Origin of the sequence: Galbibacter sp., from assembly GCF_048266365.1 — a bacterium.
Taxonomy (GTDB): domain Bacteria; phylum Bacteroidota; class Bacteroidia; order Flavobacteriales; family Flavobacteriaceae; genus Galbibacter.
The window spans coordinates 54,489-75,553 of the sequence record NZ_JBLWZP010000011.1; the positions used below are offsets into that span (position 1 = coordinate 54,489).

13 protein-coding genes, 2 tRNA genes and 1 pseudogene are annotated in these 21,065 nt (G+C 38.0%); 9 read left to right on the forward strand and 7 right to left on the reverse strand.

Annotated features, from left to right (window positions below; all coding sequences use genetic code 11):
- Window positions 1–10: 10 nt before the first annotated feature.
- From ACN0TV_RS14245 to ACN0TV_RS14260, 4 genes are all read right to left on the reverse strand, one after another.
- Window positions 11–3,145 (reverse strand): SusC/RagA family TonB-linked outer membrane protein, encoded by a 3,135-nt coding sequence (locus ACN0TV_RS14245; protein ID WP_417363585.1) that lies wholly within the window; start codon window positions 3,143–3,145, stop codon window positions 11–13.
- Between the two features lie 328 nt (window positions 3,146–3,473).
- Window positions 3,474–4,583: a family 10 glycosylhydrolase gene (locus tag ACN0TV_RS14250; RefSeq protein ID WP_417363587.1), complete on the reverse strand. Its 1,110-nt coding sequence runs from the start codon at window positions 4,581–4,583 to the stop codon at window positions 3,474–3,476.
- Window positions 4,584–4,602: 19 nt separating this feature from the next.
- On the reverse strand, window positions 4,603–5,676 hold the full coding sequence (locus ACN0TV_RS14255) for a carbohydrate-binding family 9-like protein (protein ID WP_417363589.1): 1,074 nt from the start codon (window positions 5,674–5,676) through the stop codon (window positions 4,603–4,605).
- Window positions 5,677–5,851: 175 nt separating this feature from the next.
- Window positions 5,852–8,551 (reverse strand): AsmA-like C-terminal region-containing protein, encoded by a 2,700-nt coding sequence (locus tag ACN0TV_RS14260; RefSeq protein ID WP_417363591.1) that lies wholly within the window; start codon window positions 8,549–8,551, stop codon window positions 5,852–5,854.
- Window positions 8,552–9,104: 553 nt separating this feature from the next.
- Here ACN0TV_RS14260 and ACN0TV_RS14265 point away from each other — a divergent pair.
- The 3 genes from ACN0TV_RS14265 to ACN0TV_RS14275 all read left to right on the forward strand — a co-directional run bounded on the left by ACN0TV_RS14265 (window position 9,105) and on the right by ACN0TV_RS14275 (window position 12,143).
- Window positions 9,105–11,219: a ribonucleoside triphosphate reductase gene (locus tag ACN0TV_RS14265; RefSeq protein ID WP_417363593.1), complete on the forward strand. Its 2,115-nt coding sequence runs from the start codon at window positions 9,105–9,107 to the stop codon at window positions 11,217–11,219.
- Window positions 11,220–11,311: 92 nt separating this feature from the next.
- A complete protein-coding gene (gene nrdD, locus ACN0TV_RS14270) occupies window positions 11,312–11,473 on the forward strand; it encodes an anaerobic ribonucleoside-triphosphate reductase (protein ID WP_417363594.1) in 162 nt (53 codons plus the stop codon).
- Window positions 11,433–12,143, forward strand: a complete 711-nt coding sequence (locus tag ACN0TV_RS14275; protein ID WP_417363596.1) for an anaerobic ribonucleoside-triphosphate reductase activating protein — start codon at window positions 11,433–11,435, stop codon at window positions 12,141–12,143. Before nrdD ends, ACN0TV_RS14275 begins: the two co-directional genes overlap by 41 nt.
- A gap of 83 nt (window positions 12,144–12,226) precedes the next feature.
- On the opposite strand, the gene sppA is transcribed toward ACN0TV_RS14275, so the two are convergent.
- Window positions 12,227–13,990, reverse strand: a complete 1,764-nt coding sequence (gene sppA, locus ACN0TV_RS14280) for a signal peptide peptidase SppA (protein ID WP_417363598.1) — start codon at window positions 13,988–13,990, stop codon at window positions 12,227–12,229.
- 122 nt (window positions 13,991–14,112) lie between these two features.
- On the opposite strand from sppA, the gene folK reads away from it, so the two are divergent.
- The gene (gene folK / locus ACN0TV_RS14285) at window positions 14,113–15,273 is read left to right on the forward strand and encodes a 2-amino-4-hydroxy-6-hydroxymethyldihydropteridine diphosphokinase (RefSeq protein WP_417363600.1); all 1,161 of its coding nucleotides are present in this window, start codon (window positions 14,113–14,115) and stop codon (window positions 15,271–15,273) included.
- A gap of 146 nt (window positions 15,274–15,419) precedes the next feature.
- Here folK and ACN0TV_RS14290 read toward each other — a convergent pair whose 3' ends face one another.
- Window positions 15,420–15,950, reverse strand: coding sequence for an RNA methyltransferase (locus ACN0TV_RS14290; protein ID WP_417363602.1), 531 nt, complete (start codon window positions 15,948–15,950; stop codon window positions 15,420–15,422).
- A 236-nt stretch (window positions 15,951–16,186) separates the two neighbouring features.
- Between ACN0TV_RS14290 and mutS the strand changes: the two genes are divergently transcribed.
- The 3 genes from mutS to ACN0TV_RS14305 all read left to right on the forward strand — a co-directional run bounded on the left by mutS (window position 16,187) and on the right by ACN0TV_RS14305 (window position 19,072).
- On the forward strand, window positions 16,187–18,754 hold the full coding sequence (gene mutS / locus ACN0TV_RS14295; RefSeq protein WP_417363604.1) for a DNA mismatch repair protein MutS: 2,568 nt from the start codon (window positions 16,187–16,189) through the stop codon (window positions 18,752–18,754).
- A gap of 134 nt (window positions 18,755–18,888) precedes the next feature.
- Window positions 18,889–18,961, forward strand: a tRNA-Gly gene (locus tag ACN0TV_RS14300).
- 25 nt (window positions 18,962–18,986) lie between these two features.
- A tRNA-Leu gene (locus ACN0TV_RS14305) sits at window positions 18,987–19,072 on the forward strand.
- Between the two features lie 85 nt (window positions 19,073–19,157).
- On the opposite strand, the pseudogene ACN0TV_RS14310 reads toward ACN0TV_RS14305, so the two are convergent.
- Window positions 19,158–19,280 (reverse strand): annotated as a pseudogene (locus ACN0TV_RS14310) (Fic family protein); the annotation flags it as partial.
- A gap of 358 nt (window positions 19,281–19,638) precedes the next feature.
- On the opposite strand from ACN0TV_RS14310, the gene ACN0TV_RS14315 reads away from it, so the two are divergent.
- A complete protein-coding gene (locus ACN0TV_RS14315; RefSeq protein ID WP_417363606.1) occupies window positions 19,639–20,160 on the forward strand; it encodes a hypothetical protein in 522 nt (173 codons plus the stop codon).
- On the forward strand, window positions 20,153–20,848 hold the full coding sequence (locus ACN0TV_RS14320) for a nucleotidyl transferase AbiEii/AbiGii toxin family protein (protein WP_417363608.1): 696 nt from the start codon (window positions 20,153–20,155) through the stop codon (window positions 20,846–20,848). The genes ACN0TV_RS14315 and ACN0TV_RS14320 overlap by 8 nt, the downstream gene beginning before the upstream one ends.
- The last annotated feature ends 217 nt before the right edge of the window (window positions 20,849–21,065 follow it).

The window sequence follows — 21,065 nt, forward strand, 5'->3', positions numbered from 1 at the left end:
GGTGTACATTTTAGAATTTAACGTTTAAACTAAGTCCAATACTTTTGGTAGTTGGAAGTGCATAGTACAAAACTCCCTGTCCTCTGGTCGAGGTAGAATAGGTAGATTCCGGGTCAAAATTATCCGCCTTCTTATAAAAAAAGAAAAGATTACGACCCACTGCACTAAGAGACAGATCTGTAAAGAAACTCCTATCCAAGAACCTTTTGGGTAGGTTATAGGTCAAACTCAACTCTCTCAAGCGAAAATTGGTTTGAGAAAAAACATACTCTGAACCTATTCCACTTACAGCCCCCCAATAATCTTGAGCTGAAATTTGTGTGGTATTAGGTGTGAAATTACCCTCCCCATCATCTATAACTCCCTCAACTAGGACACCATCTTCTCTATAACGAAGTGAATTTTCAGACACCCCGCTTGCATCAAGACCAGCATCAGTTGCCGAGAACACCTCTCCTCCTATCCTAAAATCCACTAAAGCATTCAGCGTAAAATCCTTATACCTAAAAGTATTGGTGAATCCTCCGGTCATATCGGGCTGATAATTACCGACTTTAACACGCTCAGCAGTTGCTTGAGGACGGCCTTCTGAAGTCAGAATAAGCTGACCAGCCTCATTTCGAAGCCAATCCCTAACATATATATCTCCATAACCACCACCGACTTCTGCTCTAACATCTACAATTCCAGAATTACTGGAGCTAAAGAAATAATTATCTTGTCCATCAATCAGACTGACCAATTTGTTCTCATTTTTTGCTATATTAATCGAAACATCCCATGAGAAATTTTCAGAATCCACCGGAGTTCCTCCAACTAAAAGTTCAAAACCCTTGTTGGTGATTTCACCTACATTTTCTCTAAAGTAGCCATAACCCGTTCCCGGATCCACCGGAACATCAAAGATTAAATCCTTACTGCTAATTTCGTAATACGCGAAATCAGCATACAAACGATTCCGAAACGCTTGCAACTCCAAACCAACTTCATGTGAAGTGACGTCTTCCGGACGAAGACTTTCACTGAATTTAATGTTTTGACGGGTAATTTGAGTATTTTCCAAATAACCGTTTGCTGCAACTTTAAATACATTGATAATCTGCTGAGGCTTTGTGTCATTACCTACACTTGCAGTACTTGCTTTTAATTTCAAAAGATCGATGTTGGCTTCATCCAGATTAAATATCTCATTTAATAGCACACTTAGACTTGCAGAGGAATAAAAATAAGATTGATTTTCAACAGGTAATGTTGATGACCAATCATTTCTTGCTGTCACATCCAAATACACCATATCGTTATACGAAAACGAAGCAGATCCATATAGCGAATTTACGCGCTTCTCTGTTTTAGCACTTTGGGAAGCGGTAAGTTGGGAGCCGTCAGTATTATCTAGAAAATACCTTCCGGGTATTTTAAAATCAAAACCGTTCGTACCCGATTCTTTATAGGTAGAATGTCTCATATTACCACCTGCGTTGGCTGAAATATTAAATTTAGATCCAATATCCTTATTAAACATCAACAAGAAATCATAATTGGTCTCCGTGATATCATTTTGACCAAAGCGAATTCTACCATCGTAAAAAAAGTGATGCCCTGTCGCTTCATAACCTTCTGTTTCCACCATTACTGCGTCTGTTCCTACTCTGGCAAAAGCAGAAAGCCAATCGGTAAATTGGTAATTTAATTTGGCAAATCCGGTAATTCTGGTTCTAAAATCCGCATTATGATCATTGTGCAACATCCAGTATGGATTACCCCCATTGGATGTAGGTGCAATAACCGCATAAGGGCTGGTTGGATCCAAAGGATTATCCAGATTTTGATAGGTCTTCAAATCGTTAATTGACACATTTCTTACCAATGGCCATACATAGGCCACGACACCTTCAGTTCCCTGAGCAGGTCTATTGTTAGCCTCTTGTTTGAAATACGTAACCTTGGCGTCTAAAGATAATTTATCGGAAAGATTAGCAGTTCCTCTTAAATTGAAGTTGTTTCTTTTAACCGACGAGTTCGGTAGAATGGATTCCAAATCTGAATTTGTGTAGGAGAAAAACACCGTAGCCTTATCTGAACCGGCCGTCAACGATATGTTATTGACATAACTGGAACCAGTCTCAAAAAAATCTTTCACATTATTCGGCTGAGCAACGTAAGGTCTCATCTCTCCATTGTATCCTAGGCGCATGGATCCATCAAAACGAGGCCCCCATGAACTCCTGCCTTTCACGGTACTGACCTGAGTGTTTAAATCCGCCGAAGTATCAATTAAAGGAAAATTACCATCAGTTCCTCTACCGTATTGATTTTGATATTTCGGTAATACCAAAGGAGAATCAAAGGTCACACTTGAGGTATAAGAAATCCCTAAACCTTTGGTATTTCGACCGCGTTTGGTCGTAATAATAATTACACCATTACTGGCTCTGGACCCATAAAGTGCCGCAGCATTTGGTCCTTTTAATATGGACATGCTTGCAATATCATCAGGGTTAATATCAGAAATCCCGTTCCCCATATCAGGTACAGAATACTCCGAACCATTTGAGGATTGTAGGGCGGTATTGTCAATAGGAACACCATCAATTACATAAAGTGGTTGGTTGTTCCCTGTAATGGAGTTGTTCCCCCGAATAACTACCCTGGTTCCACCACCCACACCAGAGGTAGATTTAGAAACAACTACCCCGGCAACTTTACCGGCTAGTGAACTCGCAACATTGGATTCCTTAACCAAGGAAACACTTTCACCATCAAGTTCTGTTACTGAATAACCCAAGGATTTACGCTTTCTGGTGAGTCCTAGTGATGTAACCACAACCTCATCAAGTTGCTGTGTGTCTGCACTTAGCTCAATGCTAAATGAATTTCTTCCTTCCACAGCTACTTCCTGTGTTGTAAATCCAATCATGGAGATGACCAAAACAGCTTGTTCTGAAACGGCATCTAAGGCGAAGTTTCCATCAAAATCTGAGGAAGTACCTAAATTAGTGCCTTTGATTGCAATAGTGGCTCCTGGTAATGGCAATCCATCCGAAAGACTGCTAACAGTCCCTGTAATGGCTTTATCCTGTGCATTTAGCTGTACACTACACAAAAGCCAAGAAAGCATCGTAAAAAATAAAAGTCTCTTACGCATAAAATTGAAGTTTAAGTTAGTTTATAATATGCTGTAGCTATCCCTTTAATTCAAAGGATAATATATGCTACATAAATGTTAAAAAAAACTTAAAGATTTCTAAATTATTTCGACAAACAACAAGGCTTATGAAACGAACGACATCAAAAACCACATGAAGTCAATACAAAACCACATAAATGGTTTTAGTATCCCTAAAACTCTACAAACAAAATAATTTTTGACACCGTTATTTAGCAAATATTAAGGTGAAAATCACTTTTATTTTATAAAACATTCCAATACATTCTATAGATTTAATCCTCTAATTATTTTCTTGAAATTTATACTATTTAGTGGCCTTAATAGCGTGGAGTTGTTCGGTTGTAAGCGAATTTCCATCAAAAAAAGAAATTCCCTTGGCTCCGTTTTCCTTGGCGAGAACAATGGCCTGTACAACCTGATCGGCAGTCATTGGAGGCACGAAAATCCCTGTATGTAAACTAGTCGATGATCCTTTTAAATCCTCCACCCCTTGTTTGGTAGCAAAACCAATCCAATCCACTTCTTCATTGTAGAAGTTGTGATAGATCATTGGAAGAACCATATCGATATTCCATTTGTCCCAGCGTTGTCGAACCATATGGTCAGCCATTTCAGGATAAGGAAATACTGCAGCACTCAATTTCTTACCGTGCTTATGTACAATGTCATAAGCATCATCTACCACAGCTTTAATTTGATTTAATCGAAATTGCTTCCATTCCATATCAACAGCAGGATTAGATAACTCTCGAGGGTTTTTGTGATGGATTTTCTCAAATTCACTAACGCAGACATCACAGTAACAAAAATCAAACTCGGGAAGCTCTGTCTCTTGTTTCAAATCATACTTTGGCAACAATCCTACGGGAAGGAAAATGTCTGAATAACGTATGTAATCCAAATGAACTGTTTCTATCCCATTTACTTTGGCCAATTCTTCTACAAGATGCAACACATGTTCTCGTGCTGGTTTTCTTGTCGGACATAACCATTGGTAATAATCTACATAAGGTCTGTGGTCAAAACAAGAATTACCATCGCGGCTCACAGCATACCACTCAGGATGCTGTAAGGCTACAGAATCTCCTGGGCGATTCATGGCCATGATCCAGGCGTGGACTTCCAGGCCCTCCTGTTTTGCTAGAGGTGTAAGTCTTCCGAGTAATTCTGGATCTGTTCCGGTATTGATGAGTACTGCATCTATTCCACTATTTTTATATTTTGAAAATTCGGCCACATAAGTGGAGTCATCTCGATTGGCATCTGCTGTTATCCAGGTCCAATATTTAAAATCTTCATTGCCTGAAACTTCGGCCATCGTGCTAGCTGCGGGAGCAGCTTCTTTAGGTTGCTTTTGTTGGCAACCCAATAGCACTACGGCTAGAATCAATGTGAGTACGTTGTTAGTTTTCATAATGTTAGTTTTTAAATAGTTATCGGTTAGTTATGGTTTTAAAATAGCCGTCTTCTCGAATAATCAGAAGATCGTTGCTAAAGGGACTTCGTATAGACAAATTCCATCCTGTAGCGTGCAACTCCATAGTGGGTTGCATAAGCTTCCTTTCTTGAAGGAGCGGATCAAGCTGTAAGCTCTTAAGATCTCTTGCCCATTTGCGGTGTTCGCGATAATATGCTTTTTGAGCTCTGTATATCTTGTACATTTTCCATTTAATCTTTTCATCCTCAGGAATTGTAAACTGCTGGTTTTGCTGTTCTGAAACCTCTAGGGGTGAAAAATAGACATAACCCCAATGTTCAGGTTCATGCATATTAATGACACCCTGAGGTGACCACACCCAATTAGATTCTTCTAAATAATTCCCTAGTGAGTCCCTTCGGCGCATATAGCGATTCGCAACAAGATCATGTTGCCATTGTACCCGGGAGAAGTTAATACGCCAAAAATTGTTCTCCGGTGGCGGTCCTCCACCCTCTTTAAGTGCTTTCCAAGGAATAGCAAACTCTAAACTCCATGAAGTATCAGTATCTGAGGGATCGTTCAAAGTTCCTTGATAGGACACCGCTGACTTAAGGCCATTAATATCCCAATGATTGAGCACCCGTCCTTCTTCTCTATAAGGTTTGGTTAAAAACAAATCCCAAACTGTATTTAAGGCATTGATCTCAATTTCCATATAATTATGGGTATCTCCATCGGGATCGATAAACATCTCAAAGTCGTTGTTGTAAAAAACCACGGTATCTCGCTGCTTTAATGTCCCCCATATATGAGGTTCCTCCATACGTACATAAACGTAGAGATGATTGACATCCCAAAGCATTTTAAAGCGTGTGTTGTAACGAGGCGTTAATTCCCCTTGAATATCTATAAAATCACTTGACCATGACGCTTGTTCCCAGGCCTTTTCCTTTGCATCACCATCAATCTGTAAACTATCGTTTAGCTTATAGGCGTTGTAGTATCTTGGAGAATTGGATTGGGCATTGATCTTGATCAGAAAGCAAGAATTAATAACCACTAAAAGAAAAAGGGATCTTAGGCGCATTGGTTGTGATGGTGTTTTTTGGATGTTAAAAAGGACAGTAATTGAAACGAATTCAACAATTACTGTCCTTTAAATATTCTTATAATAATCCAAACTAATAAATAATTTAGACCATCAACTGCGATTAATAGCTAAACACCACTAAAGTAAGGACGTTAAGCATAATGCTGTTTAATTAGTTTACGGTGTCCTTTTCTTTATTACCGAAAAGTCCTTGAATAAGTTTTCCAGCAGTGTTTTTAAGCTGCTCTTTTTTATCAGTCTGTACTGTATCACTGGTGGCTGTAGCAGTGCTATCGGCAGCTTTACCACCTCCTAAAACATCACCTAAGGCGTCTTTTAACTTATCCGTACCTTTACCGATAAGTTTCTGTTTTTGCTGCTCAACTAATTTTTTTGTTAGCGCACTTGCCGTTGCTCCTAGATCTGTAGAGATACTTGGATTCGTATAAGAACCTCCGATAGTAGCCGTTACAGGAACAGTCAAATTTTCTGCCTCCGGGTCATTCAATTTGTCTAGCATATTGGTGACATCCTTTCCAAGATATTTAGCAGGAACATCAAAGGTCAGGTTGTAGGCCATCGTTTTATCAAACCCATGACTTCCGGCAACCTCTACTGCGATGTCCTGATATTGAAATGTAAATGGTTTAACATTGACTTTTCCATTATCAAATTCTAAGGCAGCTTTAATATCCCTAGTTTTCTCCCCAGCAGTATTTAAAAAATCTACTTTCTGACTCAGTGCACTTAGCAATTTACCCTTTTTAGCATCTACACCGCTTATCAGGGCTTCAGCAATAGCATTCCCTGAGATCGACAATAGATTTGGAGTGAAATCAGAGTTCAGATTCCCTTTAATATCAAAAGTTGAATTTAAGGTTCCTGTTAAGGCATCAGCAATTGGTGTAATGGCTTGCAAAATTTCCAAACCTTGGAAAGACTCTGCGATACTAAAGTTGTTCATCCCAAGACCTAAATTAAACACGGGCACCTCCTCTTTGGTAGAAACTGCACCGTTTAAGGCTAAAGAACCACCGAATATGCTGGAAGTAACATCTTTTAAAGTTACGGCCTCGTCTTTGATCACAAGCGTACCAGAGACATCCTTGAGAGTCAAATTATCATATATCACTTTATTGGCCGTAGCATTAATCGTAGCTTCTAAGAAAGAAGGTATTTTAATTGCTTCTTCTGAGCTCTGCTCTGTTGTTTGTGGTGTAGTTTGAGTAGTTTCAGATTCCGATTTAGGCTCGACTGAAGCCTCCTCTTCCTCTGTAGAAGCCATCATAAAATCGTCGATAACAAAGGTGTTGGAGTTTAGGTTAAAGTTTCCTTTTAAGGTCTCTTTATTAAACATATACCCCAAGAAATTTTCTATTGTACCAGTAGCGGAAAGATCGGTTTGTCCTGTTTTAGCTACGAAACTATTTAGTTTAACATTTCCTCCTGAGAAGGCCATAGCAGCATCATTAATCTGTACAGGATTCTTGAGTTCATCTGAGCTATATTCAAATCCTTTCAAGACCAGCGTACCACTGTTTTTGGTGTTTTGATACTGGCTTTTCTCTATGGAATTCATATCAAAATTGGTGCTTAGATTTGCATCCAAAACACCTTTTAGAGGTGCCTCCAAATCAAAAGGATAAGCTTGAGACAGATTGGCTAGATTGATTCGTCCTTTGAGTGCTGCATTGACCAGTGGATTATCCATCAAGTTTTTAATCTGTGCATTTGCACTAAAAACATCCTCCGCAATCTGAAAATCTAATTTTTTAATATCCACAAAGGTATTTTCTACAATACCTGTTTGGTTAGCAATTTTAGCATCAATATGAATGTTTTTGACAGCCTGTGGTAAGTCAGGGTATCTGAAAGATGCATTATCCGAATTTATCGCAATGTCAAAAGTTGGAATATGGGTCTGATCAACGATTCCTTTTAATACTCCTACAACGCTAAAGTCGCCAGTGGTTTCTACATCGGAAATATCTTTAGAATATTCCTCAGGGATAACCGCCAAGAAATTTTTAAAATCTGTGGAAGGTGTATTAAAATTAATGTCAACTTCCTGATTGTTTTCATTGAGTTGAACAAAACCATCAAATACCAATTCTAATTGGTTGACCATGGCTTTATTGTCAAGAAAAGTATATTTGTTCTGATCTAAATCCACGCCGATGACTGCGTCTAAATTAACTGGATTACGGTTTAAGTATTTGACGCTATCCATGGCGAAAGATACCAATGTAGAGGTTCTAGTATCTAGTTCTGATACACTAGTAGACAAATCCCCATTTCCAGAGTGGTTGAACTCGTCAAGTTCAAAATACATCTTCCCTACTTGGTCGTAATATTTTATTTTAGAATTTGTAATCTCATAACTATCCACAGATAATGAAAGGACATCATCGCTCTGGGACGTTGTGGAAGTTTCTTCCTTTTGTTGTGATCCCGGGGTTTCACTTGATGATTCCTTGGCAATGTCGTAATTGGCATTTCCATCTTCATCGGTAAGGATATTCACTACTGCTCCATCAATTTCAAAACTAGTGATGTTATAAGGCTCACCTGCGTTGTTGAAGATTTGCATAAACGGCAGGCTTAAATGAGCTTTCTCAGCATAGGCCAAGGTATCACCTTCAAAAGGTGCATTGTTGATAATACTTAACTTATCTATCCCTACAGAAACATTTGGGAAATTTCGAAGTAAACTGATGTCTGCATCTGCAAACTCGAATTTCGCATCGATATTTTCATTCACAGTTTGCTTTACGATTTTAATGATCTTTCCTTCAAATAAAAACGGAGCGATCAACAATAAAACAACAATTACCGCGATTATAATAGCGGATATCTTTAGTATTTTTTTCATTTCGATATTCTTTTTTTGGGGATTGGTTATAAGTTTAGACAAAATTGCAGCATTTCCCCTACAATACATGAGTATTTAATAAAAGTTTAATATAATGTATTCAACTTATATACGCTTACTATAGGATTATAGACTAGCCAAAAACTTGAATAATCTAAAGCTCAAATCAAAACGCGAATTTAAGTCCTTTTTCCTTGATTAAAATACGTGTATTATACGCGGTTCTACTCCCCATGAATTTTACTATTCAGAAAGATCACGATCGAAAATCCCAAGATGAATTTAAAGGCGTCATCAGAGATTTTTAGTAAGCTGTTTAACAACTATTAAATCCATTTGTTGATCAATTAAAATCGCTTACCCCTTTGGCTTACTGGCTCCTATAGGGTTATAAACAAAAGCATTAATGCCGCTGTTAATATCGTTATCAACTATAAATCTACAACGATTGTTGATTAGTATTTTATTAATTAGGACAATTTTGTCTTGTTTTTTTTAAATTTGCCTAACCTCGATAATACGAGTTGCTAATCAATCGAAAATTATAAGCGATATGAAAAATTTGGTAGTTAAAAGGTCAGGGGCATATGTACCTCTGGAAGGGTATAAAATACTCATAGCTTTGGATAAAGCCTTTGGTAGTGTTCAGCAAACCACTGACACGGAGATCTACAATCGACTTATGCGTAAGATTGAGTCGAAAACAGTAGTGTCGGTTGAAGATATTCAAGACGGCATTGAAAGGGAACTCTTTGAGGCCGGTTACTTCGATGTGCTACGTTCTTTTATCCTATATCGCTATACCCGTAAAATGCAACGAGAACACAGCGCCGGTTTTAATCCATTTACTACATATGTAGACAGCTCACAAGCAGTTGCGGAATATATTGATCAAACCGATTGGAGGATCAATGCCAATGCAAACACCTCCTATTCTAATGCGGGTTTGGTCAACAATGCTGCTGGTAAATTAATCGCGAATTACTGGCTGGATCAAGTCTATTCCAAGGTGGAAGGTGAGGCACATCGTTGTGGAGACTTGCACATTCACGATTTGGATTGTTTAACGGGTTACTGTGCCGGGTGGAGTTTAAGGGTGCTGCTGGATGAAGGTTTCAACGGTGTACGTGGTCGTGTTGAAAGTCGCCCTCCCAATCACCTTAGAGAAGCATTAGGACAAATGGCAAACTTCCTTGGAATCCTACAAAGCGAATGGGCAGGAGCTCAAGCGTTTAGTTCTTTTGACACCTATTTAGCACCCTACGTATTTAAAGATCAAATGAGTTTTGAACAAATTCTAAAAGCCATACGCAGTTTTGTATACAACCTCAATGTTCCAGCCCGATGGGGCCAATCGCCCTTTACCAACATCACCCTTGATTGGGTAGTACCTGAAGATTTAAAAGAACAAATTCCAACACGACAAGGGAGGCACTTGTTTGAAGGGGTAAACGATGAAAGTTTAATAGAATTAGCCAAACAAAAAGGAGTCAGTGAACTCACCTCCTTAAGGTATGAGCATTTTGCTGAAGAAATGCAACTCCTAAACAAGGCTTATTACCAGGTAATGACAGAAGGCGATGCTTCTGGACAGCCCTTCACCTTCCCCATCCCTACGGTGAATATCACAGAAGATTTTGATTGGCATGGCCCTAACACGGATATTTTATTTCAAAATACTGCTAAAATAGGATCCTCTTACTTCCAAAATTTCATTGGAAGTCAATACCTCATCGATGAAAATGGACAACGCGTCCCTAACCCTGAAGCCTATCAGCCGAATGCAGTCCGGAGCATGTGCTGTAGACTTCAACTCGATCTTAGAGAACTGTTAAAACGTGGAAATGGACTTTTTGGAAGTGCAGAGATGACAGGTAGCCTTGGAGTAGTCACCCTTAATATGGCGCGATTAGGGTATTTATATGCCGGAAAAAGGATAGCGTTATACCAAGCCATGGATCACTTATTGGATTTAGCGAAATCCACCTTGGAGAAAAAACGGGTCTTTGTGCAACAGATGTTTGATCGCGGTTTATATCCCTATACCCGTCGATACCTCACCCATTTCAGAAATCACTTTTCAACCATAGGTGTCAATGGCATGAATGAGATGGTGAGAAACTTCACACATGATCGTTATGATGTTACTGATGCATTCGGTCATGATATGGTTGCGGAAATCCTGGATTATATAAGAAAACGTCTAAGAGAATATCAGGAAGAAACTGGGAATCTATACAACCTAGAGGCAACGCCTGCTGAAGGTACTACCTACAGATTTGCTAAGGAAGACCTCAAACGGTATCCGAAAATTCTCCAAGCTGGAACTCCTAAAAACCCTTATTACACCAATAGTTCACAGCTACCTGTTGACTATACAGAAGATCCCTTTGAGGCTCTGCTAATGCAGGATGAGTTGCAGTGCAAATATACTGGTGGAACGGTATTGCATTTGTATATGAACGAAAAAATCAGTTCACCTGAATCCTGTAGACAATTTGTGAAAACAGTACTGACCAAATTTAAACTCCCTTATATCACTGTTACCCCAGTATTCAGCATATGCCCAGTACATGGCTATCTAAATGGTGAGCATGAATACTGTCCTGAATGTGACCAGCAATTACTGGATAAAATAGAAGTCGAATCGGATGTTTTGACTACCTAGTGTTAGGAGGTATCAGTGTTGTTATGATATAAAATTTTAATGATTTATTTAATAACCATCCGAGTGTAATCGGATCTAAAAACTTCAAAAGAATGAAAACTATGCAGCACCAAGAATTAAGTACCGTGAATGAATTACGAACTAAGTGTTTAGTGTATACCCGAGTCATGGGGTATCACAGACCAGTAGAAAGTTTTAACATTGGAAAAAAAGGTGAACACAAGCAACGTAAACATTTTAGAGAGAACGGCTAAAAACATTTATTCCATTACCCCCTTTACCCTACTAGATTTTCCAGGGTATCCCTCCTGTATTTTTTGGTTTAGCGGTTGTAACATGAGGTGTTTGTATTGTTATAACCCAGATATCGTTTTAGGAAAAGGTTCTTTAACGTATAACGATGCCCTGGAGTTTCTAAAAACAAGGATTGGCTTATTAAATGGAGTTGTCATGAGTGGAGGAGAATGTTCATTACACCCGCATTTCACAGCTTTTGTTTCTGAGGTAAAAGAATTGGGATTCTTGGTTAAAATTGACACTAACGGCAGCAGGCCTAAGGTACTTAACACCTTATTGAGTCAAGGTCTAATCGACTATGTCGCTCTGGATTTCAAGGCTATGCCAGATAAGGAAGTTGCCATTACCGGCGGTGTATTTTTTGAAGACTTTACGGCATCTCTAGAGCTTTTATTGTCTTATAGAATGGCTTTTGAAGTTCGAACGACTGTGCACAAAAGTTTACTGAGCTCAGATGACATTTTAACCATGAGTAGTTACTTAAATCAAAAGAACTACCAAGGAGTATACTATTTACAAAACTTTAAAGATGGTGTTCCCACACTGGGGGATATAAAATACAATAGAACTACTATAGACCTTCAGGCCCTAAAGAATTCAAAAATTCCTATTTCCGTGAGAAACTAAAAATTTCCTTACAGCAATAGGAATTATATACAATTTACCTAAAACTATTTCTTTAGGTGAAGAATGTGCTACTTACCCACAAATTAATGGATGTTGATCTCAAAAGGCATTCTTGCCTGTATTCCTTTTTGTGTACTTACAGCTTTTAGTTGTTGCATTACCTTATAGATTTCTTCTCCGAGTTCTTCTTTTAGAATTTCTTCTTTGGATTCAGCAAATCCAAAACTAGACAAACCTCTAAAAAGCTCCTCAAGGGATGTTTCATATACAGGATAATTTGCAATTCGGTATGAGCTTAAACCAGTAGAACTAGCGGCGTAATCAATAGCTGCGTCGATACCTCCTATTTCATCTACCAAACCTTTTTCTAAAGCTTGTTCTCCTGTCCAAACGCGTCCTTGTGCAACAGAATCAACCCCAGAAATAGACATTGACCTACCATCTGCAACTTTCGTTAAGAAGGTCTGATAGAACTCCTCAATTCCCGTTTTCATATTAGCTTTAAAGTCTTCAGAAGCAGGCTCAAATAAGCTATAGGCTGTCGAATTTTTGTTGGTGTTGACTTGCTCTGCGTTAATCCCCCAGTTTTCAGCCAAACCGCTTACATTTGGTATGGTTGCAAACACCCCGATTGAACCTGTTATAGTGGTAGGCTCAGCATAAATTTTATCACCAGCAACTGCCATGTAGTAACCACCGGATGCTGCCAAGTCTCCCATGGAAACTATCACTGGTTTTATTGCTTTGGTTACTTGAATTTCACGCCAGATAATATCGGATGTGATCGCCATTCCTCCCGGTGAATTAATCCTTAGAACAATTGCTTTTACGCGCTCATCTTCTCTGGCATCTTTGAGGGATTTGAACATGATGTCTTGCCCAATATAATTGTCGTTTCCTTTCCCAAAACCTATTTCACCCTGTGCGTAAATCACTGCAATGCGATCACTTGCCTTTGATCGCAATGTTGTATAGGCATACTCGGCGTAATCTAAAATGTTAATGTAGTTTAAATCTTGATCATCAGAAAGTCCAAGTTGGCCTTTTAAAGCTGTTGTATACTGATCTATATATGCCAAGGCGTCGACAAAGTTATTTTCAAGCGCCATCTCTGTAGTCCGTGTAGCCAAATTATCAGCATATGCATTGAGTTGATCCTCGGTAATTGATCTACTTTGAGCTATATCACCTAAGTAAGTATCCCAAACCGATTGTAGTAATTCAGAGATTTGTTGACGATTTTCATCACTCATAGTATTGGACAAAAAAGGTTCTACTGCGCTCTTGTATTTACCATGCCTGATAACTTCCATCTGTACCCCGGTGTTTTCTTGAAGTTCTTTAAAGAACAATACCTCAGAGGAGAGCCCCCGAAAGTCTAAAGTCCCGGCAGGATTTAAAAATACTGAATCTGCCGCCGAGGCCAGGTAATAATCTTTTTGCATGTAAATATCCCCATAGGCATACACAAATTTACCTGAATCCTTAAAGGCTAAGACAGCATCTCTAATAGATTTGGTAGTTGCCGCACCGGTAGAAAGTAAAGAACTATGAATACTAATTCCTTTTATTTTATCGTCCGTGGCTGCTTTTTCTATAGCAAACAAGACGTTGTTAACACCATTGTACTCTTCGTACTGATACTCCATATCAGTGAATCTATAGGTTCCTCCGTAATCCTTTAGAGGACGGTCGAATGCGATCTCCAATACGGAATTATTCTTAACAATGATAGGTTGTTCCGCACTGCCTGCTATGGTCACTACAATAAGGAAAAACATAAATACAATTCCCAATGCAATCAACGTACCTAGAACCGCTGCCAATAAATTTCTTAAAAACTTCATATTCTTATTTCAATGATAGTCAAAGATAATTGGCTACACCCAAAAAACAAACAATTCACAGATAATAAATATTGTGGTAAAAAGGTAATTGTTTATAATTTTTCTTCAAAGCCCCATTTTTAATGACCCCTCTTTTGTTTCTTTGTAAGGTGAAAAATTCAGTCAACCGCGCATATCTGTCAGCAGGAAGTAATTTAGGAGATCGGCGAGCTAATTTGCAAAAGGCCATTGAGCTACTAAATGAAAAAGGAGGAACTGTTACCTCCTGTTCATCTATTTATGAAACTCCAGCTTGGGGTTTTAAAAGTGATGATTTTTACAATATTTGTTTAGGTATAGATACGCACCTCTCCCCAAGCGAGTTATTAGACTGTATGTTGAGCATTGAAACTACACTGGGTAGAACTAGAGATCCTAAGGCAGAAAATTATGCCGCGCGAACCATAGATTTGGACATTTTATTCTACCAGGACCTTATCATTAAAAACGAGCATTTAGTAATTCCTCATCCTCATATGCAACTCAGACGTTTTGTTCTAGAGCCTCTGGCTGAAATCGTGCCGGGAAAAATACACCCTGTTTTGAACCAAACTATTTCTGAGTTACTAGAAGAGTGCGACGACCAAAGTGCACTTGTGAAAACTGATCTACAAATCCAGTTTCAAAAAAACAATTTCTCAAGATTTAGATTCATCGCCATTGAAGGGAATATCGGTGCTGGCAAGACTACCTTGGCTACCAAAATCGCCGAAGATTTTAATGGTCAACTTATTTTAGAACGTTTTGCGGATAACCCTTTTCTTCCCAAGTTCTATGAGGATCAAAGTCGTTATGCCTTTACGCTTGAAATGTCATTTTTAGCAGATCGCTACCAACAGTTCACTAGTGACACTTCCAAACCGAACTTGTTCAACAATTTCATGATTAGTGATTATGACATATTTAAATCGTTGATATTTGCGAATGTCACCTTGCAAAAGGAAGAGTTTGATCTGTACCGAAAGCTTTTTAATATCATGTACAAGGAGGTTATTAAGCCCGATATTTATGTGTTTTTATTTCAAAGTCATGAACGTTTACTCGAGAATATTAAAAAACGTGGTCGTCATTATGAACAACAAATCGATCCCGACTATTTGAAGAGTATTAATTCTGCGTATTTACAGTTTATAAAATCGCATCCAGAAATCAACCCCATCATTATAGATGTCACAGAGTTAGATTTTGTTAAGAGCGAAAAAGACTATAAGTTTATTATAGACAAAATTCACCAAGGTAGCTAGGTATAGACATTCTTTTTAGAATTATTTAAGAAATATTTTGGTTTATTGCTTAAACTTCACTTAATTCGTGGGGCAATTTTTATAGTAGAAAACTAGCTAACTTTACTTAATATATTTCCTGGGATTCGTTTAACGGATCCCTTTTTTTAGTTTGATAGTTTTGCAAACAAATCCCAAACCACAACCCCTACACTAACAGAAATATTCAAAGAGTGCTTTGTTCCAAACTGAGGAATTTCAACAACATGATCAGTATTGCTTACCACCGTTTGTTTTACGCCTTTGACCTCATTTCCAAATACAATAGCATATCGATTTGAAGCTTCGATGCTAAACTCATCCAACATGGTGGCGTTTTCAGCCTGCTCAATCGCCACTGTAATAACCCCCTCTGCTTTAAGTTTGTTCACGACTTCATTGGTGTCTTCCACATATTCCCAGTCAACGCTTTCTGTTGCACCCAACGCAGTTTTATGAATGTCCTTGTGAGGTGGAGTTGCAGTAATACCACACAAATAGATTTTCTCAATTAAAAATGCATCAGCTGTACGAAAAACAGAACCGATATTATTTAGACTTCGAATGTTGTCCAGTACTATGATGACAGGTGTTTTTGTTGCCTTTTTAAAGGCTTCAACCTCCAGTCTATTCAGTTCACTATTCTTTAATTTTCGCATTATTTTAATTTTAGGGCAAAAGTAACCAAATATCAGACTGAAGGCAAAAGCACATCTAAAAAGTAACTTAAAATGGCCCCTTATATTTTCTGGTCTAATTCTAAATTGCTTTTTTTGGTAAATGTTCTTAAAACTTCCTTTAGAAATGGAAATTCAGCATAAAAAATAATACTTTCGTCAAAGAACATAAAAAACATATTTTGGCAGCTTCTAAAACTAAAAAAGTAACTCCTTTAATGAATCAATATAATAGCATCAAGGCAAAATATCCTGATGCCCTACTATTGTTTAGAGTTGGTGATTTTTACGAAACCTTCGGCGAAGACGCCGTTGTAGCCGCCAAAATATTGGGGATTGTTCAAACTCACCGAAATAATGGAGGTGATCGTACGGAACTTGCCGGCTTCCCACACCATTCGCTCAACACCTATTTACCTAAATTAGTTAAGGCCGGAAAGCGTGTGGCTATCTGTGATCAACTGGAGGACCCTAAGCTTACAAAGTCCATTGTAAAAAGGGGTGTTACTGAACTCGTCACCCCTGGTGTAGCGCTTAATGATGATATATTGGCTGCAAAATCCAATAACTTCCTCTGTGCTATTCATTACGATAAAATGCGATTGGGAATATCTTTTCTGGACATCTCCACCGGAGAGTATCTTACTGCTGAGGGTCATAAAGAGTATATCTCAAAATTACTTCAGAACTTTTCTCCGAGTGAGGTGCTGGTTTCAAAGAAATTTAAAACCCAGTTCAAGGCGGATTTCGCAAACGAACTGCACTCTTTCTTTGTAGAAGATTGGGTGTTTCAAGAGGATTATGCAAATGAGACCTTGAATGAACACTTTCAAACAAAATCCCTTAAAGGATTTGGAGTCGAACAACTTAAATATGGGATAATCGCTTCAGGCGCGATTTTGTATTATCTCTCAGAGACTCAAAACAAAAAACTGGATCATATTACTTCTATCTCTCGTATTGCAGAAGAGCAATATGTGTGGATGGATCGTTTTACCATTAGAAACTTAGAACTCTATAACACAGGACACGCAAATGCGGTAAGCTTATTGGATGTCATTGACAAAACAATTTCTCCAATGGGTGGCCGTATGCTTAAAAGATGGTTGGCTCTTCCGCTTAAAAATAGTGATGATATTAAGCAAAGGCATCAGATCGTTGATTTCTTTAAAGGTGATCAGCATTTAAGACATTGGTTTCGGGAACAAATTAAACAGATCAGTGATCTTGAGCGTTTGATTTCAAAAATAGCTACTGGAAAAATAAACCCAAGGGAAGTCGTTTATTTAAAGAACTCCCTAAAAGCTATCGAACCTATCAAAACCACTATTGATCAAAGTAAAAACGACGATCTAAAGGCTCTGGGAGCCCAGATTAACATCTGTAAAGAACTTCGTATCCGTATCGATGAAACGATTCACCCGGAGGCTCCTACTAACATCACTAAGGGAACCACAATTGCAGAAGGTTTTTCTGAAGAACTGGATGAACTACGAGGGTTAGCTTTTTCAGGAAAGGATTACCTAGACAATATGTTACAGAGAGAAACTCAAATTACAGGGATTAGTTCTCTTAAAATTGCAAGCAACAATGTGTTCGGATACTATATCGAAGTTAGAAACTCTCATAAAGATAAAGTACCAGAGCATTGGGTCCGAAAACAAACCCTAGTAAACGCAGAACGCTACATCACTGAGGAATTAAAAGAATACGAAGCCAAGATCTTAGGGGCAGAAGAAAAAATAGCCGCCTTAGAACTCCAATTGTTTAATCAGCTTGTGTTATGGATGCACTCCTACATACAACAGGTACAAAAAAATGCATACATCATCGCTCAGTTGGATTGTTTATGTGGATTTGCTCAGCTCGCAGAAGAGAATAATTACAACTATCCTGAATTGGATGAGAGTTTTGATATTGATATTGTAAACGGCAGACACCCGGTTATCGAAAAGCAACTTCAACCTGGGGACTCCTATATCGCAAACAGCACCTTTTTAGATAGGAATGACCAGCAAATCATCATGATTACCGGACCTAACATGAGTGGTAAGTCAGCAATACTAAGACAGACAGCTCTTATTGTACTACTTGCCCAAATGGGAAGTTTTGTTCCTGCTGAAAAAGCACGTATTGGAATCGTTGATAAAATCTTTACACGTGTTGGGGCAAGCGACAATATCTCACTTGGCGAATCTACATTCATGGTGGAAATGAATGAAACTGCTTCTATCTTAAATAATAGTTCGGAGCGGAGTCTGATCCTACTGGATGAAATTGGAAGGGGTACCAGTACTTACGATGGTATTTCTATTGCGTGGGCCATAGCGGAATACATCCATGAACATCCACATAGAGCTAAAACTCTATTTGCAACGCATTATCACGAGCTCAATGAGATGAGTTCTACTTTTGAAAGGATAAAGAATTACAATGTATCGGTAAAAGAGCTTAAAGACAATGTTTTGTTTTTAAGAAAATTAGTCCCTGGAGGAAGCCAACATAGTTTCGGTATTCACGTCGCAAAAATGGCGGGCATGCCACAGCAGGTGATTCACCGGGCAAATAAGATTCTAAAGCAGCTAGAAAAATCTCACAGCAGTGAAGAACTCACAGATAAGCTTAAAACATCGCAACAGGATATGCAATTGAGCTTCTTTAATCTTGATGATCCCTTACTGGAAGAAATTAAGGAGGAAATATTAGGTACCGATATCGACACCCTTACTCCTGTGGAAGCTCTTATGAAATTAAATGAGATAAAAAGAATGCTGGGAAAGAGTTAGTTAAACTCTTTAGTAAATGAATTCTATTCTTTTTCAAATAAATGCTTTGCTTTTTGAAGAATTGTATTAAATTTGCATCCGCATTGAAGAAAATATAAGCTTATAAACTAATATTTTCAACGTTCATAAAAATCGCGAAAATAGCTCAGTTGGTAGAGCGCAACCTTGCCAAGGTTGAGGTCGCGGGTTCGAATCCCGTTTTTCGCTCAGGCATACCAATAAAAAATATTTTGCTCGAGTGGTGGAATTGGTAGACACGCTGGACTTAAAATCCAGTGAGCAGTAATGTTCGTGCGGGTTCAAGTCCCGCCTCGAGTACTTAAAACCCCTGTAAAACATTGATTTTGCAGGGGTTTTTGAATTTTTACTGACTAATCCAAGGTTGATGAGTTTAAGCACTAAATTATTTGATCTGTTTTCCTTTTATTGTCAACCTATACTTTTGCTTACTGCTTTTGGGTTTGTCCGGAATGGTCATTTCAATTAATTTAGCATCAAGGGCTGGCTGTAAGTAATTACATAAAAATGTTGGACGGTTTTATTCATATCTGCTCCAAGTTCTATCCGGTCTGAAACATCAACAGAATATCCACATAGACCCCATTTTTTTGGGTTTATAGATAATCAAAAAGGTAGTAGTACAAAAATATTTGGTTTGAAAAACACTGCACATTCAGGCGTAAATCGAAAACGAAATATGAGCCATTTTATCCCAAATATTTTCCAAACTTGGGATAAATTAGACGTAAAATAATCAGCCACTTTTAATCAATATGAGAATTCAATCATTGAGTTATATCGCATATCGCAATATGCAATATAAACATGTAAAGCATTGTTTATTAGAAAAATATTTTTTAATATTGCATATCGCAATATGAGATATGGCTCAGGCAAAAAACAATTTAAAACCACAAGACGTTGTAATTCTCCTAAAAATAATTGCTTTAGGGGGACAATCTTGGTTTCATCACACATTGGCACAAGAGCTGGGAATGAGCCAATCTGAAGTGAGTCAATCGCTAAATCGCTCCAAATATGCAGGGTTAATCGATGATAATAGGAAAAAGGTAAACAGAATTGCTTTAACTGAATTCTTAATGAATGGTGTTGCCTATGCTTTTCCGCAACAACCAGGAGCTTTGGTAAGAGGCATTTTAACGGCACACTCTGCAGAACCGCTAAACAAAATTATCAATGCAAATGAAAAATATGTTTGGCCCTATGCAAAAGGAATAGACAGAGGACAAGCTATAGAACCGCTATATAGTACAATCGTCGAAGCTTCTTTAAAAGATAAGGGTTTATATGAATTACTCGCTATGGTAGACGCAATAAGAGTCGGAAGAACTCGAGAAAAAGAAATAGCCAAAAAAGAACTCCGAAAAAGAATCCTAAATGCATAACAAAGTCATAAACCTTGGTTTAGTGGCACAAGTCGCACAAGGATTGCAAGAATTGAGAGATAAGATGGTGTTCGTAGGAGGTGCCGTTATCAGTTTATATACGGATGACCCGGCTGCTGACGAAATAAGACCAACTTCAGATATCGATATGACCATTAATTTAGCAAACTATGCCGAATGGGCTCAAATGCAGGAAAGATTGGCAGAATTAAATTTTCATCCTGATCCCCAAGGACAATCAATATGTTCATACAAATTTCAAGATATTGCCATTGACATAATACCGGCTGATGATAGTGGAATTGGAGTTTCAAACAAATGGTACAAACCAGGTTTTAAATATCTGCAACAAATAGAATTACTGGATGGAATTTACATAAACATTTTGCCTTCACCCTATTTCTTGGCAACAAAACTAGAAGCATTCAAAGACAGAGGTCAGAATGACTTTTATGGTAGTCACGATTTTGAAGATATCATCTATCTTTTGGATAACAGAACAACAATAGTTGAAGAAATCCTGGCGGCTGATGATGACGTTAAAGAATACATCAAAACTGAATTGGCAGGAATAAAGAAACATCCACAAGCTGAAGAGATTTTAGCCATGCATATACATCCGCTAATAAGAGATGAAAGGTTTAAAATGTTGATAGGGAAATTAGAGATGATTACAAATGTAGAGTAACAAAAATATTAAGTATGAGTTTACAAAATAAATTAATCTATGAAAGATAAATTCAGTGAATTTAACACAGGTGACTATAATACACTTCATCGGGAAAGCGTAAGGTTTTTATAAGATACTCTTAAAGATTCGAAACATTCCAAATCTGTTATGGTAACATATCATGTACCGGTTTTTAACAACTGTCCGGAAAAATACAGAGATAGTGAAATAAATG

Coding starts and splice junctions, on each gene's coding strand:
- ACN0TV_RS14265 (WP_417363593.1), top strand. CDS start 9,105: ATGAAAAATTTGGTAGTTAAAAGGTCAGGGGCATATGTACCTCTGGAA.
- mutS (WP_417363604.1), top strand. CDS start 16,187: ATGAATCAATATAATAGCATCAAGGCAAAATATCCTGATGCCCTACTA.
- folK (WP_417363600.1), top strand. CDS start 14,113: ATGACCCCTCTTTTGTTTCTTTGTAAGGTGAAAAATTCAGTCAACCGC.
- ACN0TV_RS14315 (WP_417363606.1), top strand. CDS start 19,639: ATGGCTCAGGCAAAAAACAATTTAAAACCACAAGACGTTGTAATTCTC.
- sppA (WP_417363598.1), bottom strand. CDS start 13,990: ATGAAGTTTTTAAGAAATTTATTGGCAGCGGTTCTAGGTACGTTGATT.
- nrdD (WP_417363594.1), top strand. CDS start 11,312: ATGAAAACTATGCAGCACCAAGAATTAAGTACCGTGAATGAATTACGA.
- ACN0TV_RS14250 (WP_417363587.1), bottom strand. CDS start 4,583: ATGAAAACTAACAACGTACTCACATTGATTCTAGCCGTAGTGCTATTG.
- ACN0TV_RS14255 (WP_417363589.1), bottom strand. CDS start 5,676: ATGCGCCTAAGATCCCTTTTTCTTTTAGTGGTTATTAATTCTTGCTTT.
- ACN0TV_RS14320 (WP_417363608.1), top strand. CDS start 20,153: ATGCATAACAAAGTCATAAACCTTGGTTTAGTGGCACAAGTCGCACAA.
- ACN0TV_RS14290 (WP_417363602.1), bottom strand. CDS start 15,950: ATGCGAAAATTAAAGAATAGTGAACTGAATAGACTGGAGGTTGAAGCC.
- ACN0TV_RS14245 (WP_417363585.1), bottom strand. CDS start 3,145: ATGCGTAAGAGACTTTTATTTTTTACGATGCTTTCTTGGCTTTTGTGT.
- ACN0TV_RS14260 (WP_417363591.1), bottom strand. CDS start 8,551: ATGAAAAAAATACTAAAGATATCCGCTATTATAATCGCGGTAATTGTT.